The following is a 16,307-nucleotide window of genomic DNA, read 5'->3' as shown; positions in this document are numbered from 1 at the left end:
CTGTCAAAGATCTTCCGCTTGCGAGACCGTTTCCGGTTTTCGCCCTAAGACGTTTCGTCCTAGGTGAGCCGCCCATTCTACATCGCTTTCTAAGTCCGTCAACACCTGCGTGAATCTTTTTTTCTGCAGTTGTTGCCGTTGCGAAGCGCTGCAGCGGCGGGGAGGCGAATACTAAGGAGGGCCTGCTTCTTTGGCAAGCAATTTCTCGAAAAAATTTCACACTTTCTTCTAAGCGATTGTTCTTAATCGCATCGACCTCGCGCTGACGATGTCTTAGCAATCATCGTCAGCGCTGTATGACTTACTCAGCGGTCAGTAGCACTCGCGCAAAGTTGCGCTTACCGATCTGCAGCACCGCTTCGAAGCCCGGCATAAAGATGCGTTGTGCATCTTCGATCACCTCGGCATCGATGCGCACGGCACGCTCTTTCAGTTTGCGATTCGCCTCACCGTTACTCGCGGTGAGTCCTGCCGCCGTAAGTAACGCCGGCAGGCGCAGGCCTTCAGCAGGCACCACGATCTCGGTCAACGGCAGCAAACTGGTGTCGCCCTCCCCTCGCACGACCGCGTGCCAGCCAGCGATGGCCAGTTCCGCCGCATCCGCACCATGAAAGCGCGTCGCCAACTCGCGGGCGAGACGCAACTTGGCGTCACGTGGATTAAGTGTGCCACTTTCGATGTCACGCTTCATCCGCGCCATCTCATCCAGCGACACTTCGAAGCTGAGCAACTCGAACCAGCGCCACATCAGCTCATCGCCGATCTTCATGGTCTTGGTCACCATATCGATCGCGGGTTCATTGATACCTATGTAATTGCCCAGTGACTTGGACATCTTGTTGACGCCATCGAGCCCTTCCAGCAACGGCATCGTCAACACAATCTGGGGCGCCTGGCCGTGATGCTCCTGAAGCGCACGCCCCATCAGCAAATTGAATTTCTGATCGGTGCCCCCCAGCTCGACATCGCACTTGAGGGCGACCGAGTCGTAGCCCTGCACTAAGGGATAGAGAAACTCATGGATCGCGATCGGCTGCTGGGCGGCGTAGCGTTTGGCAAAATCGTCGCGCTCAAGCATGCGCGCCACCGTGTGCTGCGCAGCGAGCTTGATCATGTCCGCCGCCGTCATCTGGCCGAACCACTCGGAGTTGAAGCGCAACTCGGTGCGCTCCTTGTCCAACACCTTATAGACCTGTTCCGCATAGGTCTCGGCGTTCGCCAGCACATCCTCCCGGGTCAATGGCTTGCGTGTGATGTTCTTGCCGGTGGGATCACCAATCATTCCGGTGAAGTCACCGATCAGGAAAATCACCTGATGCCCCAGATCCTGAAACTGACGCATCTTATTGAGCAATACGGTATGGCCCAGGTGCAGGTCAGGCGCGGTCGGATCAAAGCCGGCCTTGATGCGTAATGGGAGCCCTTTCTTCAAGCGCTCAACCAATTCCTCTTGCTTGATGATTTCGTCAGCACCGCGCGCGATGGTGGCCAGTGCTTGCTCAAGCTCGTTCATGCAATCCTCTCAAAAATATATGTCTAGACAGCCACTGGGAGGATGACCGGCACCCGCCAAAGTTAATTGTGTGTTAATCACAAACATCACGCAAACCCTTGATGCGAAAGGCATTGACGTTGTTTGTACAAGGCCGTTATGGTACGCGGCATTATAAGAATTGTATTGCGGGGCACGCTGGGCATGGGTGAGAAATATCGGATGGCGCGCGCCGCGCGTAAACAGGCTATCCGTCGTAAGGCGCAGCGCCGACACTCTCACTTCTACGAACGTTGCTCGCACTGGTCCTTCGGCGGACACGGAGAGACTGGGCCGATCCATTGGCACCGCGAACGCTGGATGCTTGCCGGCACGGCGCTGCTGATCACCGCTTTGTCTGGCTTCATCATTCCTGCATGGGCAAGCGCCATGCGCCCGGCGCTTACTCCTGCCGAACCTGCGATCTTGCCGCTGGCTTTGCCCAAAGCCACCTCGGAGGCCTTGCAAACCGCTCCGGCTGAAGACTGGCATATCGTGCAAGTGCAGCCGGGTCAGTCCTTGTCAGATATTTTTCAAAGCCAGGGCCTGAGCCTCGCCGACTTGCAGCGGGTCATGGACGAATCCGGCAGCGCAAAAGCATTGCACAGCATTCGCCCCGGGCAAGAGTTCGACTTTCTATTAGGTAGTGACGGCAGCCTCAAAGGCATCCGTTTCGACAAAGACGAGTCCAGCCGCGCCATCGTCCGCTTTGACAGCAACAAGCCCTCAGTCACCGAGCAAGCGCGCGAAGTAGAGCGCCGCGAACACGTTGCCCACGGCGTCATCAATAGCTCGTTATTCGCCGCAGGCTCCAAGGCGGGCATGAGCAACGCCATGGTGCTGAAGTTGGCCGAGCTGTTCAAATACGATATCGACTTTGTGCAGGACCTCCGCGAGGGCGACAGCTTTACCGTGGTCTACGACGACGTGTATCGCGATGGCGCTTATTTGCGCGAGGGCGAAATCGTGGCGGCGGAATTCGTCAACCAGGGCACCCGATACACCGCTTATCGCTTCAAGAAAGACGATGGCCAGTACGGCTGGTTCAGTGAGGATGGTCGCTCGATCCAGAAATCGTTCCTGCGCATCCCGGTGGACTTCACCCGCATTTCCTCGACCTTCAGCGCGGCACGCCTGCATCCGGTGCTCGGACTCATGCGTGCTCATAAGGGCGTGGACTATGCCGCCCCCACCGGCACACCCATTCATGCAGCCGGCGATGGCGTCGTAAAGTTTCGTGGCTGGATGAACGGTTACGGCAATTTCGTGATCGTGCAGCACAACTCCACCATCAGTACTGCGTATGGTCACATGTCGAAGTTTGCCAACCTCAAGGTCGGCCAGCATGTCAGTCAGGGCTCGGTGATCGGCTTCGTCGGTATGACCGGCCTCGCCACTGGCCCGCATCTGCATTACGAATTCCGCGTCAACAACATCCAGCGCGACCCGCAGACAGTGACCCTGCCCAAGCCAGAACCGTTGCCGGCCGCACAACTGGCCAAGTTCAAAGCGCAGATTGTCCAGCCGCAATTGGCTCGCCTGAAAGCCTTGGATGCCAATGTAAAGCTGGCACGTGTCGGCAATACCAACCGTAGCGACGACTGATTGCAGCGGTGAGCAAGCATGCGATGGACGACACCTCGGCGCTTTATATTGGCCTGATCTCGGGCACTAGCGCCGATGGCATCGATGCGGCACTGGTACGTTTCAACAACGATAAGCCGCAATTGCTGGCCGCACTCACACACCCGTGGCCGCATACATTGCGCGAACGGGTTCTGGCGGTGGCACAAGATGAAGTGCGCCTGGACCTGGATACCTATGGAAGGCTGGATGTCGCGATTGGGCATTGCTTTGCCGACGCGGCGCAGCACCTGCTCGAACACAGCAAGATGCCAACTTCTGCCGTGCGTGCGATTGGCTCACATGGTCAAACGTTGCGTCATCGACCCAACGGTGAACATCCCTTTACCTTACAGGTGGGCGATCCGTCGGTGATCGCCGAGCGCTGTAGCGTCGATGTGATTGCCGATTTTCGCCGCGCCGATGTAGCCGCGGGTGGCCAGGGTGCCCCGTTGCTGCCAGCGGTACACGCCATGCTGCTCGCCAAGCCAGGCCAGTGCCGCGTCGTGTTGAATCTGGGCGGCATCGCCAATATCACCGTGCTCGGTGCCGATGGCAGCGTGCTCGGTTTCGATACCGGGCCAGCCAATGGCCTGCTGGATGCCTGGTGTCTGCGTCATCGTGGCGAGCCATTCGACCGGGATGGGGTCTTCGCCGCCAGCGGTCGGGTCGATGACACCTTGCTAGGCAGTCTGCTGGCCGATCCTTATTTCACCCTGGCGCCGCCCAAGAGCACCGGGCGCGAGCATTTTCACCTGGCGTGGCTGGCCACGCATCCGCGCGTGGGCGAGCTGACACCCGCTGACGTACAGGCCACCTTGCTGGAGTTATCCGCTCGCAGCATCACCGGAGCCATAGCGCGTCATGCACCCGATGCTGTCGATGTGCTGGCTTGTGGCGGTGGCGTACATAACAGCGTGCTGATGCGCCGCCTGGCCGAACTTGTTGCGCCACGAACTCTATTGAGCACTACCGCTCACGGGATTGATCCGGATTATCTGGAAGCCATCGCGTTTGCCTGGCTGGCGCGGCAGCGGCTACTGGGACGGCCCGGCAACCTGCCGGCGGTGACCGGTGCGCGTGGGCTGCGCTCGCTTGGTGCGATTTATCCCGCCCCGCTGATCTAGCGAGCGCGATCAACCGCACTAACGATGCGGCGCCAGTGGATCGGAGGGTGCTACCGACAGCGCCTGTATGGCTTCCTGGAAAGCGGCCTTTTCTTCGGCGTCCCACTGACCGCTCAAGATGGTGAGATCGTCAGAGTCGCGTAGCGTTTCGGCAAAAACATTGCCTGCTGCCATACCCAGCCCATGACGCAGTGCATATAGCACCACATCATTGATCGACCACTGTCTCTCCTTGGCCAGCGCCTTGATGCGCTGGGCCATTAGATTGTCGATATGACGTATGACGAGAACCGGCATCGTCATTACTCCGTCTCACGTAGGCCCCCTGCCCGCGCATGGTGGCACAGAACGCGGGCCGAGCAAGTTAACCGACGATGGATTCGTGGCGCGGGTCTCAGAGCCCCTGCGCCTACCGCGTTGGTCAGTCGGCCGAGGCAATCGGGCCGGTCGCGGAATCCGCGGCCTGTGCACGTTCAGCGGCGCGAAAGCGCGGCCATAAGTAGAGAAACAGCAGCGTGGCCGGCAGGATAGCCAGTGCCGAGATAACGAAATAGGTGCTGTAACTGGTGGCGACGACGATACCGCCGGCAAAGAATCCAAGCACCTTGCCGGGCAAGTTAACCAGGGAGCTCAACAAGGCGTACTGGGTTGCCGTGTGCTGCCGGTTAACCAGCGAGGACAAAAATGCCACTGTCGGCGGCCCAAGCATGCCCAGTGTGAAGTTTTCAGCGGAGATCACCAGGGTCAGCACGACCAGATTCGCAGGATGGGAAGCCACCAACAGATACAGCAGGTTGGTACACCCACACAGCACGATGGTTGCGCCCAGCGATCGCCAGGCACCCCAGCGGGCGACGGCCGCACCGCCGATGAAGACGCCCACGATGCCGATCCAGACCCCGTAGATTTTGGTAATGGCACCGATCTGGGTTTTCGAAAAGCCCATGTCGCGATAAAACGGGCTCATGACACCGCCAATCGTCGCCTGCTCGGGAATCTTGAAAAGCAGAATGAATAGCAGGGTCACCCCCGCCAGTTGCCAGCCGTAACGGCGAAAGAAATCGGCGAAGGGGTCGACAATGCCTTCCCGCATCGCATCGCGCCAGCGACTGGGCAACACACGGCGAACATCCGGCTCACGCGCCATCAGGGTTGTTGCGATCGGCAGTCCCATGGAGACTGCCATCAACACATACACCCAGCTCCACGGTATGTGATCGGCCAGGATCAGCGCCAGCGCACCGGCCATGATCAGGGCAATGCGATAGCCCAGCGAATAGGTCGCGACCAGCGCGCCCTGCACTTCCACCGGCGCAATCTCAATGCGGTAGGCATCGACAGCGATGTCTTGCGTGGCACCGAAGAACGCAACCGTCAACGTCGCTACGACAAAAGGAGCCAGCTGGGCCGGCGTGAACACAGCCATCGCCAATAGGCCAGCTGCGACACCTATCTGCGCGAACAACAACCAACCGCGACGTTGGCCAAAGTGGGAAAAACCGGGAATCTGCCAGTGATCGAGCAACGGAGCCCACAGAAACTTGAACGCGTAGGTCATGCCGGCGCTGGCGATCATCGTGATGTCTTGCAACACGATGCCCTTCTCTTTAAGCCAGTACGCCAGGGTGCCAGCCACCAGCAAGAAAGGCAGCCCGGACGAAAACCCAAACAGGAACATGGTCCACGCGGCCGGTTGCGCGAAGGACTTCCAGACCGATGGCTTGGCCGGCGCTACCGCCGCCGGGTCAATCGGCATAGTCGACGATATACGGCGCATGGTCGGAGAAGCGTTCGTCGCGATAGACCGAACACGCCGTCAAGCGATCGTGCAGCGACGGGGTAACGACTTGGTAATCGATACGCCAACCTACGTTGTTCGCCCGTGCCTGCCCGCGATTCGACCACCAGGTGTATTCCACTGCATCCGGCTTGATCGCGCGAAAACTGTCGACCCAGCCATGCTGCTGGAACAGTAAATCCAGCCAGGCACGCTCTTCGGGCAGGCAACCGGAGTTCTTCTGATTGGAGCTCCAGTTCTTGATGTCGTTCTTGGTGTGCACGATGTTCCAGTCACCGCAGATCACATAGTCGCGACCGCTTTTAAGCCATGCCTCGAAAATCGGCGTGATCCATTCCATCACCTTGAACTTGAACTGCTGCCGCTCATCCCCGGATGAGCCCGATGGCAAGTACAGCGAGACCACGCTCAGATTGCCGAAACGGGCCTCGATATAGCGCCCTTCATTATCGAAGGCATCCCAGCCTAGCTCCGTCAGTACTTCATCAGGCTCACGTTTGGCATAGATAGCCACGCCGCTGTAGCCCTTCTTGCTGCTGGCATCGCGGTAAAAGCAGTGGTGGCCGTCGGGGCGAAACATCGGGTCGCCAAGCTGATCCTCCTGCGACTTGGTTTCCTGCAAACAGACCACGTCGGCATCTTGCGTGCGCAACCAATCGAATACGCCCTTGGTCGCGGCTGAACGGATGCCGTTGGCGTTAAGGCTGATGATACGCATGCATCACTCCTGCGATCGGGTTTCAATGAGATGCGGCATCATAGCAACCATGGCCGCGGCATCTGCCCGGCCCATGGCACCCCTCGATATTTACTCACTGGCGAGATACTCCGTGCACGACTATCAGCGCGACTTTATCGAACTCACCCTCAAGCGCGAGGTGTTGCGCTTTGGCGAGTTCACTCTGAAATCCGGGCGGCAGAGTCCGTACTTCTTCAATATGGGGCGCATCGATTCCGGCGCAGCCCTATCGCAACTGGGCCGCTCCTATGCGGCCGCAGCGATGAATTCCGGGCTGGCTTTCGACATGCTGTTCGGGCCTGCCTATAAAGGCATTGCGCTGGCAGCGGCAACAGGCATCGCGCTGGCCGATCAGCATGGCCGGGATCTGCCCTGGGCCTATAACCGCAAAGAGGCCAAGGATCATGGTGAAGGCGGCGTCTTGGTCGGCGCCCCGTTGAAAGGCCGGGTGCTAATCGTCGATGACGTCATGACCGCCGGCACCGCGGTGCGCGAGTCGCTGGCGCTGATCCGCGCCAATGGCGCCACGCCAGCGGGTGTGCTGATTGCGCTCGATCGCCAGGAGCGCGGCCAAGGTACTTTGTCAGCAGCGCAGGAAGTCACCGCCGAATTCGCTATTCCGGTGATTGCCATCACCGGCCTGAGCGATGTGCTCGCCTATGCCGGTGAGCGGCCAGAGCTGGCCACCGAATACGCTCGCTTGACCGCCTATCGCGAGCTTTATGGCGTTAAAGCCTGAGCCGCACCTCCATCTAGGCGAAGGCCATCACAAGGCCGACAAATACGCGGATGTATGGTCCTAGCCATCATCCGCGGGCTGGCTATACTGCCGACGATCAGGGGGAATTCCATGCGAAGAATCATCTTTGTCGTCGCGGCCACCGCGCTGACGCTTAGCTTATCGGTTGAAGCCCTGCAGACGCAGGGCCAGAGTAACGGGGTGCGCTATCGCTGGCGCGACGGCAGCGGCTTGCCGCACTACAGCGACAGCCTCACCTCGGACGCCATGAAATATGGCTATGACCTGGTCAACGACCACGGGCTGGTGATCCAGCACGTCGAGCGGCAGCTCAATCCGGAAGAGCGTGCCGCCGCGCAAAAACTGGCCGACCAGCAAGCCGCGCAGAAGCTGGCGGTGCAGGAGCGCGCCCGCACGGAAATGCAGATGCTGATGGCCTATCCGGATGAGGATTCTTACAAGTCGTCGTTGAAGCTGGAGCTGGACAACATCGATCAGCAGATCACCACGACCCGACTCAACCTGCATAGCCAGGAGAAAGCCCTGGCCGATCTGCTCGCCCGTGCGGCGGATGCCGAACGGGCAAAACAGCCTGTGCCGAAATCTCTTAGCGACAGCATCGCCAAACAACGCAACGTGGTTGCCGGCCAACGCAATACCTTGGAGCGCCAGCAAAACTTACGCGATGCGGCCGATCAAAAAGCGACGCAGCAATTGCAGCGATACCGGGAATTGAAAGAAGCGCAGGCCCACGGACAGGCTCAGCCCTGATCTGATAATACCTGGACCAGGCATCCCCCTCGCTGGCTCTTACAGGGCCAGCGAGGGGGAGCGCCATCAGAACGGCAGCTTCAGCGTGGCATCGACCGCTAGCAACTGCGCCCGGAATATCTCCTGGATCCGCTTCAGCGCCGCCTCGTTATCTGCATCGAAGCGCAGTACGAGAACCGGCGTGGTGTTCGATGGGCGCACCAGACCCCAACCGTCCGGCCAATCCGCACGTACGCCGTCGATGGTGGTGAGGTTGGCGTCGCCAAAAGTCGCCGTTTTACGGAAAGCTTCAATGAATCGGTAGTGCTCACCCTCGGCCATTTCGACCTTGAGCTCGGGCGTTGACACACCCTTCGGGCAGGTCGCGAAAATCTGTTCCGGGGTACGCCCGTCGAGATCACCGGCCAGAATCTCCAGCAGCCGCGCGCAGGCATAAATGCCGTCATCGAAGCCGTACCAGCGCTCCTTGAAGAAGAAGTGCCCGCTCATCTCGCCGGCCAGCTCAGCGCCGGTCTCGCGCATTTTGCTTTTGATTAGCGAGTGACCGGTGCGCCACATCAAGGGCTGACCGCCAGCCTCCAACACCTGGCCTTTCAAATGCCCGGTGCATTTCACGTCATAAATGATGGTTGCGCCCGGCTGGCGAGACAGCACATCGCGCGCAAACAGCATCAGCGTGCGGTCAGGGAAAATGATTTCGCCTTCCTTGGTGACCACGCCCAGGCGATCGCCGTCGCCATCGAAGGCCACGCCCAGATCGGCACCCGTGGTCTTCACCGCAAGAATCAGGTCTTCCAGATTGTGCGGGTCGGACGGATCGGGATGATGATTCGGGAACGTACCGTCGACATCGCAGTACAGCGGAATCACTTCGCAACCAATGCCTTCAAGTACTTGCGGCGCCACGGCACCCGGAATACCGTTGCCGCAGTCGACAACGATTCTCAGGCGGCGCTCAGTCTGCACGTCGGAAGTGATGCGCTCGACGTAATCGGGCGTCACATCGATGTTGCGCAAGGTGCCCTGGCCTCCGCTTTCCAGCGTTTGCTCGACAATGCGCTGGTACAGATCCTTGATCGCACCTTCCGACAAGGTCTCACCGCCCACTACGATTTTGAAGCCGTTGTACTCAGGCGGATTATGGCTGCCGGTGACGGCCACGCAGCTACCGGTATTGAAACGATAAGCGGCGTAATAGATCACCGGGGTCGGCGCCGCGCCAATATCGATCACATCGATGCCCGCAGCACGCAGGCCGTCGGCCAAGGCGCCAGCCAGTTCGGGGCCGGATAGACGACCATCCCGACCCACCACGATTTCACGCAAGCCCTTCTCACGCATCACCGTGCCGATCGACTGGCCGAGCAAATGCGCGAAATCCTTGGTCAGGGATTTTCCGACCACACCGCGCACGTCATAAGCGCGGAAGATGGTTGGGTCCACTTGAACCGGTGCCGGTGGTGCCGGAGCTGGCTTTGGCGCCGCGATAACGGCCGCTTTAACAGGCTCGGACTGGTTTTCAAGCACATCGGACAAAATCGGTTCCTCCGGTTCTTCAACAACTTCCTGCGATGGGCGAACTCGCAGCCACAACAAGAAAGCACCACCGCCCAAAGCCAGCAAAGCCAGCAAGGCAGCAAAAAATACAGATCGCGGCAACACGATATAGGCGCCGGGCAAGGCAGCCAGCACACTCAATGCGCTGCCAGCGATCGGCTTGCCACTGATCTCGCGCTCGGCGGAGGCTAAGCCATTCGCCAACACGCGCATACCACTGTCATCGTCGCCTTGACGAAGCTCAAGTCTGCCATCCGTTGGCGGAATGGACATGAAACGCTGCTGCATGGAGGCAAAGGGCAACTCTACCCAGGCCCAGGCCACCGGCCGGGTGGATGAGCCCAAGGGCAACACCAGGCTGAGGCGGCGCTCGCCGTTGACCGATACGGTTTGCATCAGGGTACCGTCATCGGCACTCTGCGCCGTCATCAACTGTGCCGCCTTGGCATAGCCGAAATCATGGTAGTTAGCATGCAGCACCTCATCGAGGTTGCCGCTGAACAACTCCAGCCGCAGTAGCTGCGGCAACTGCTGACGCAGGTTGGCCAAAAGCGCATCGCGGTTACCCGAAAGGCTGGCTGGGTCCACGGTCGCCAGCACCTGCTCGACCTTGCTGCGCTGTGCGGCGACCTCGGCCTCCATCGCCTTGACCACTTGATCCTGGGCCAGGTGCACGCGGGTGATGGCGCTTCCTTCATCCGCGATCAGCCAGGTTTGCCACAGGCAAAACAGCCCCAACAGCAATAACAGCGTGCCGCCTGCTAATGGCAGCAGACGCTGCCACTCGATCCGCCCCGTAGGCAGACGTCTACCCGCGATGGTCATCGCCATACCCCCGCCCCCTAACGTTGACCCCGCCCGTCGAGTCGACGTGGCGGGACGATCTATGTCGATTTGATCTGATTCGCTTGGTACTAATTGACGCCGGTCGAGCCGAAACCGCCTTCACCGCGATGCGACGGGGCGAACTCCGCAACCACCTTAAGCTGCGCCTGCGCTACCGGTACCAGCAGCATCTGCGCGATGCGATCGCCCACTTCGATGGTGTACGGCTGGGTGCCGCGGTTCCAGCAGGAAATCATCAAGGGCCCCTGGTAATCGGCATCGATCACGCCGACCAGATTGCCCATCACCAAGCCATGCTTATGTCCCAGCCCCGAACGCGGCACGATCAATGCGCACCAACCTGGATCGCCAATGTGGATCGCAATACCGCTCGGCACCAAGGCGCTTTCACCCGGTGCCAGCGTCAGCGGCGCATCCAACGCGGCGCGCAAGTCCATCCCGGCGCTGCCTGCCGTTGCCGCCTGCGGCAGTGGAATGACCGGGCCCAGGCGCGGGTCGAGAATCTTCAGCTCGACCTCGATCATGCGCGCACCGCCCGATAACGTTCGGCCACCTGGGCGATCAACTGCTGCGCCAACACCGACTTACCGGCGCGGGGCAATTCGATGGAGCCGCCAGGCCAATACAGACTCAATGCATTGTCGGCGGCCTCAAAACCCAGGCCGCCCCCGACCAAATTGGCGGCAATCATGTCCAATCCTTTGCGTTTTAATTTGTCTTGCGCGTAAGCCGCCACATCATGCGTTTCTGCGGCGAAGCCGACCAGGAAAGGCCGCACGGTTTGCGCAGAAAGATCCGCCAGAATGTCCGGATTCTGTGTCAACTCCAGTGTCAGGCCATGGCCGTCATGCTTTTTCAGCTTCTGCTCGGCAGCCTCGGCAGGGCGATAGTCGCCAACAGCCGCCGCGCCAATATAGATCTGCGCCCCTGCCATGGCCTCAAGCACCGCCGCCTGCATCTGCGCTGCGCTGCGCACATCGACCCGGTGTGCCACCCCGGCAGGCGTCGGCAAGCTGACCGGACCGGCAATCAAGCTCACCTCGGCACCCGCTTGCGCTGCTGCTTCAGCCACTGCAAAACCCATGCGGCCGGAACTGCGATTACCGATAAAGCGCACCGGGTCAATGTCCTCATAGGTCGGCCCGGCGCTCACCACGACTTTCAGCCCGCGCAACACCTGCTTACTGAAGGAGGCGAGCAAGGCTTGGCGTAACTCAAGCGGCTCGAGCATACGGCCTGAGCCAATATCCCCGCAGGCCTGGTCGCCCGATGCCGGACCCAGCAGTTGCACGCCACGCTGGCGCAAAGTAGCGATGTTCGCCTGCACTGCCGCATGCGCCCACATCTGTTGATTCATCGCCGGGGCCACATACAACGGCGCGGCACTGGCCAAACAAAGCGTCGTGAGCAAGTCATCGGCGAGACCATGCGCCAGCCGCGCGATGATGTCGGCGCTTGCCGGCGCAATCAGGATCCGTTCGGCCCAACGTGCCAGTTCAATATGGCCCATCGCCGCCTCGGCCTGCTCGTCCCACAGGCTGACGCGCACCGGCTGGCCGGACAGCGCCTGGAACGTGGTGGCGCTGACAAAGTGGGTGGCCCTTTCGGTCATGACCACCCGCACCTCGGCGTCGAGGTCACGTAAACGACGAACCAGCTCGCACGACTTGTAGGCGGCGATGCCACCGGACACACCGAGCAATATGCGGCGCTGGGCAAGGCCAGCAAGACCAGGTTGAGCAAGACTCATGTAAGACACGCCTGACAAACGGGCAAGCGTCTAGCTTACCGGATTCATCCTGGATCGCCGCTGCCCCCAGGGCTCAGACCCAAGCATGCTGTGCGCCATGAGCATTCGTGAATGGCCCGAACAAGAACGCCCCCGTGAAAAACTCCTTAGCCGCGGTGCCGAGGCACTGTCTGATGTCGAGCTGATTGCGGTACTGCTTGGCAGCGGTGTTCGTGGCAAAGACGCCATCACCCTCGCTCGTGAATGGCTGACCGTTGCCGGCAATCTGGGCACCCTGTTGAACGATCCGCAGCAAATGGAACAGCTTCCCGGCATCGGCCCGACCAAGCGAGCACGGCTGATCGCGGCGCTTGAACTGGCGCGGCGCGCCCTGGCTGAGCAGCTTTCGGCCCGACCGGGCCTGAGCAACCCGCGTGACAGCGGCGACTATCTGCGCGCGCGGCTGCAACACCTGCCCTATGAGGTGTTCGGCTGCCTGTTTCTGGACAACCACCACCGCGTATTGGCATTCGAGGAATTGTTCCGCGGCACCATCGACGGTGCCCATGTGCACCCACGCGAAGTCGTTCGCGCCTGCTTGCGACACAACGCTTGCGCAGTGATTCTGGCGCACAACCATCCCTCCGGGGTGGCCGAGCCAAGCGACGCCGACCGCATCGTCACCCGCGAGCTGTGCCAGGCCCTGCAATTGGTCGGGGTGCGGGTTCTGGATCACTTGATCATCGGTGCCAATGAGCCCGTCTCGATGGCGGCACGTGGCCTGCTTTGAGTCCTGGGATGATCACGCCAAAAAAGTAACGGCGCGGGGGAGCCGCGCCGTTTGGGCCGTTTTTTGGGGAGGTGAGAGGTACGGCATCTCAAGCACTCCAGCCAGCGGGGAGGATGCTGGGGGAGTACGGCGCGCAGTGTCGCAGCGCGTCATTACAGGGCCGTGACTTCCGCTGCGTTCACCAAATGCCAGTCAGCCCCCAAAACTTATACACAAATTGGTCAGCACGGCGCCTGTCAGCCCAAAGCTGTCTTTCGCCTCACCATGATCTTGTAACTTCATATTTTTGAAAGATAAATTTTGTGTCATTCGTATTTCCTACTGACGACAGCGATTGTGAAAATTCCACCACCCTATGTTCCTCACAGACTTATCCACAGCCTTTCGCACCGCATCGCACCACGCTAACCGGCTAATCACCCCCTCTTGGCGATTCGTATTGAAAGCGGCATGAGCATTTAACGATGCAAATAACCCGGATAAAATAATCGCCATCCAGAGCCAAGAGCGAAGCTCCCAGGCTGGACATACCTTGGATAAACCAGCCTCGTAGACATCAGCAACGGCAGTACACCCCGGTCTGCTAGGATTGCCGGTCCCATCGCCGCTTGACCCTATCCGTGAAAGAACAGCTGCGCGAACTGCTGCTGCAGGCCATTCGCACCCTGCAAAACGACACCATTCTGCCCGCCGAACTCGACGTGCCTAACTTCGTGATCGAACGCGCACGTAGCCGCGAGCATGGTGACTTCGCCAGCAATGCGGCCATGCTGCTGGCCAAGCCTGCGCGAGCCAAACCGCGTGAACTGGCAGAAAAACTGGTCGCCGCATTACCCGCCAATACGCTGGTAGAGAAAGTCGAGATCGCCGGTCCCGGCTTCATCAACTTCTTTCTGGCCGCGGGCGCATACCACGCTGAATTAAAGCGAATCATCAGCGAAGGCAACGCCTACGGCCGCAGCCATAGCGGTAACGGCAAAACGGCCGGGGTGGAATTTGTCTCGGCTAACCCAACCGGCCCGTTGCATGTCGGCCATGGCCGCGCCGCGGCGATCGGCGACTGCCTGAGCCGTTTGCTGGATGCCACCGGCTGGAACGTAAAGCGCGAGTTCTACTACAACGATGCCGGCGTGCAGATCCAGAATCTGGCGATCTCGGTGCAAGCGCGCGCCAAGGGGCATAACCCGGGTGACGCCGGCTGGCCGGACGACGGCTACCGTGGCGACTACATCGCCGATGTGGCCAAAGCCTACCTGGCCGGGGAGTCCGTGGTCGCTGACGGCCACACCGTCACCGGCGCCCAAGACATTAACGATCTCGACGCGATCCGCCATTTTGCGGTCGCTAGCCTGCGTCGCGAGCAAGACCTCGACTTGAAGGCCTTCGGCGTCGGCTTCGATACCTATTTCCTGGAATCATCGCTGTATAGCGACGGCAAGGTAGAAGAAACCGTGCGCGAGCTGGTGGCACACGGTCACACCTATGAAGAAGGCGGCGCGCTGTGGCTGCGCAGTACCGATTTCGGTGACGACAAAGACCGCGTCATGCGCAAGTCCGACGGCACCTATACCTACTTCCTGCCGGACGTGGCTTATCACCTGAGCAAGTGGCAGCGCGGTTACGAGCGCGCCATCACCGAGCTTGGCTCTGACCACCACGGCAGCCTGGCCCGCGTCAAAGCCGGTTTGCAAGCGCTGGATACCGGCATCCCCAAGGGTTGGCCAGAATATGTGCTGCACCAAATGGTGACGGTGATGCGCGGCGGCGAAGAGGTGAAGATCTCCAAGCGCGCCGGCTCCTACGTCACGCTGCGCGACCTGATCGATGAAGTCGGCCGCGATGCCACGCGTTACTTCCTGATCGCCCGCAAGGCCGATTCGCAGTTGGTCTTCGATATCGATCTAGCTCGCTCGCAAAGCCGCGACAACCCGGTCTACTACGTGCAATATGCGCATGCACGCATCTGCCGGGTATTCCGTCAGCTCGATGAGAAAGGTTGGAGCTTCCACATGGAAGACGGTCTGCAACAACTGGCCCTGCTCGGTAACGAGGATGAACAGGCGCTGCTGACCGAGCTATCGCGTTTCCCTGAAATGGTCGAGATCGCCGCCGCTAGCCTGGAACCGCATTTGATCGCCAACTGGCTGCGCGAACTGGCCAACGCGCTGCACACATTCTATGACAAGCACAAAGTACTGATTGACGAGACCGAACTTCGCCACGCCCGCCTCGCCCTGCTGATGGCAACCCGGCAGGTGTTGAAGAACGGTCTCGGTTTGCTGGGCCTCGATGCCCCGGAGAGCATGTAATGGCAGCACGTAAGAGCAGCAAGGGCCGACAGGCCGTACGCAATAGCAGCGGCGGGTTTCCAGCCTGGGGCTGGGCCATCATCGGCGTCTTGATCGGCGCGGTGCTGATGTTTGCGTGGCGCGGCCAGCTGCCGATGGGCGGCAAATCCGGCGATGCCCCGCAACCCAATGCGCAGGCCACCGCGCAGCGCGGCAGCGAACCGGGCGCGGTCGATCAACCGGCCGCCAGCGAAAGCGCCGCCGCGCCTAAAAAACCGCAGTTCGACTTCTACTCAGTGCTATCTGAAAAAGAAGTACGTATTCCGGACGCCGAGATCAGCGCACAAGCGCGCGCCGAGGCACAGCAGAAACAAGCCGCCGCGCAACAACAGGCCGCCACCCAGGCCCAACAGCAGCAGGCTGCCGCCCAGAAGCCTGCCGCCAGTAATGCCCCGGCCGCCGTCAGCGAAACCATTACCGCGGCACCCGCCGCAGCGACCAACCCAGCACCCGCCGCCGCTGGCGGCAGCGGGTATTTGCTGCAAGTAGGCGCTTTTCCCAGCTCCGCCGACGCCGAAAGCCTGAAAGCCAAGCTGGCCTTGCAGGGCTTCGTTGCCAATGTCGCCAGCGTCAACGTGAATGGACAGAGCTACAACCGCGTGCGCCTCGGTCCGTTCCGTTCGGCCACTGAACTGGAAGCGACCAAGCAGCGTTTGTCCTCGGCCGGTATCAGCGCGATCGCCTTGAAAGAAGGCAAATAAAGCTCGAC

The 16,307-nt window shown here is 60.3% G+C and carries 14 protein-coding genes; 7 read left to right on the top strand and 7 right to left on the bottom strand.

What is annotated here, in order from left to right; all coding sequences use genetic code 11:
* Positions 1 to 301: 301 nt before the first annotated feature.
* Positions 302 to 1,513 (bottom strand): tyrosine--tRNA ligase, encoded by a 1,212-nt coding sequence (tyrS, locus tag OUZ52_RS13860; RefSeq protein ID WP_266158999.1) that lies wholly within the window; start codon positions 1,511 to 1,513, stop codon positions 302 to 304.
* Between the two features lie 183 nt (positions 1,514 to 1,696).
* On the opposite strand from tyrS, the gene OUZ52_RS13855 reads away from it, so the two are divergent.
* Entirely contained in the window at positions 1,697 to 3,136 is a 1,440-nt protein-coding gene (locus tag OUZ52_RS13855; protein ID WP_266158998.1) for an OapA family protein, read from the top strand.
* 23 nt (positions 3,137 to 3,159) lie between these two features.
* On the top strand, positions 3,160 to 4,281 hold the full coding sequence (locus OUZ52_RS13850) for an anhydro-N-acetylmuramic acid kinase (protein ID WP_266159003.1): 1,122 nt from the start codon (positions 3,160 to 3,162) through the stop codon (positions 4,279 to 4,281).
* A gap of 18 nt (positions 4,282 to 4,299) precedes the next feature.
* On the opposite strand, the gene OUZ52_RS13845 is transcribed toward OUZ52_RS13850, so the two are convergent.
* From OUZ52_RS13845 to OUZ52_RS13835, 3 genes are all read right to left on the bottom strand, one after another.
* Entirely contained in the window at positions 4,300 to 4,578 is a 279-nt protein-coding gene (locus OUZ52_RS13845) for a hypothetical protein (RefSeq protein ID WP_266158997.1), read from the bottom strand.
* 124 nt (positions 4,579 to 4,702) lie between these two features.
* Positions 4,703 to 6,058, bottom strand: coding sequence for an AmpG family muropeptide MFS transporter (locus OUZ52_RS13840; protein ID WP_266158996.1), 1,356 nt, complete (start codon positions 6,056 to 6,058; stop codon positions 4,703 to 4,705).
* Positions 6,027 to 6,797, bottom strand: coding sequence for an exodeoxyribonuclease III (locus tag OUZ52_RS13835; RefSeq protein WP_266158995.1), 771 nt, complete (start codon positions 6,795 to 6,797; stop codon positions 6,027 to 6,029). The genes OUZ52_RS13840 and OUZ52_RS13835 overlap by 32 nt, the downstream gene beginning before the upstream one ends.
* A 112-nt stretch (positions 6,798 to 6,909) precedes the next feature.
* Here OUZ52_RS13835 and pyrE point away from each other — a divergent pair, with 112 nt between their 5' ends.
* Entirely contained in the window at positions 6,910 to 7,557 is a 648-nt protein-coding gene (gene pyrE / locus OUZ52_RS13830) for an orotate phosphoribosyltransferase (protein WP_266159002.1), read from the top strand.
* A gap of 111 nt (positions 7,558 to 7,668) precedes the next feature.
* On the top strand, positions 7,669 to 8,328 hold the full coding sequence (locus tag OUZ52_RS13825; RefSeq protein WP_266158994.1) for a DUF4124 domain-containing protein: 660 nt from the start codon (positions 7,669 to 7,671) through the stop codon (positions 8,326 to 8,328).
* Between the two features lie 66 nt (positions 8,329 to 8,394).
* Here OUZ52_RS13825 and OUZ52_RS13820 read toward each other — a convergent pair whose 3' ends face one another.
* The 3 genes from OUZ52_RS13820 to coaBC form a co-directional block, all read right to left on the bottom strand.
* A complete protein-coding gene (locus tag OUZ52_RS13820) occupies positions 8,395 to 10,716 on the bottom strand; it encodes a phosphomannomutase/phosphoglucomutase (protein WP_266158993.1) in 2,322 nt (773 codons plus the stop codon).
* Between the two features lie 83 nt (positions 10,717 to 10,799).
* Entirely contained in the window at positions 10,800 to 11,255 is a 456-nt protein-coding gene (gene dut, locus OUZ52_RS13815; protein WP_266158992.1) for a dUTP diphosphatase, read from the bottom strand.
* Positions 11,252 to 12,481, bottom strand: coding sequence for a bifunctional phosphopantothenoylcysteine decarboxylase/phosphopantothenate--cysteine ligase CoaBC (gene coaBC / locus OUZ52_RS13810; protein WP_266158991.1), 1,230 nt, complete (start codon positions 12,479 to 12,481; stop codon positions 11,252 to 11,254). The genes dut and coaBC overlap by 4 nt, the downstream gene beginning before the upstream one ends.
* Positions 12,482 to 12,578: 97 nt before the next feature.
* On the opposite strand from coaBC, the gene radC reads away from it, so the two are divergent.
* The 3 genes from radC to OUZ52_RS13795 all read left to right on the top strand — a co-directional run bounded on the left by radC (position 12,579) and on the right by OUZ52_RS13795 (position 16,299).
* Positions 12,579 to 13,250 carry a RadC family protein gene (gene radC, locus OUZ52_RS13805; RefSeq protein WP_266158990.1) on the top strand — a complete coding sequence of 224 codons (672 nt, stop codon included), beginning with the start codon at positions 12,579 to 12,581 and terminating at the stop codon, positions 13,248 to 13,250.
* 620 nt (positions 13,251 to 13,870) lie between these two features.
* Positions 13,871 to 15,559 carry an arginine--tRNA ligase gene (gene argS / locus OUZ52_RS13800; RefSeq protein WP_266158989.1) on the top strand — a complete coding sequence of 563 codons (1,689 nt, stop codon included), beginning with the start codon at positions 13,871 to 13,873 and terminating at the stop codon, positions 15,557 to 15,559.
* Entirely contained in the window at positions 15,559 to 16,299 is a 741-nt protein-coding gene (locus tag OUZ52_RS13795; RefSeq protein ID WP_266158988.1) for an SPOR domain-containing protein, read from the top strand. Before argS ends, OUZ52_RS13795 begins: the two co-directional genes overlap by 1 nt.
* Positions 16,300 to 16,307 lie beyond the last annotated feature (8 nt).

The sequence above is a fragment of the Dyella silvatica genome (assembly GCF_026283955.1).
GTDB lineage: Bacteria > Pseudomonadota > Gammaproteobacteria > Xanthomonadales > Rhodanobacteraceae > Dyella_C > Dyella_C silvatica.
The sequence above is the reverse complement of the archived record's forward strand: the minus strand, read 5'-3'. Positions and strand labels throughout refer to the sequence as shown.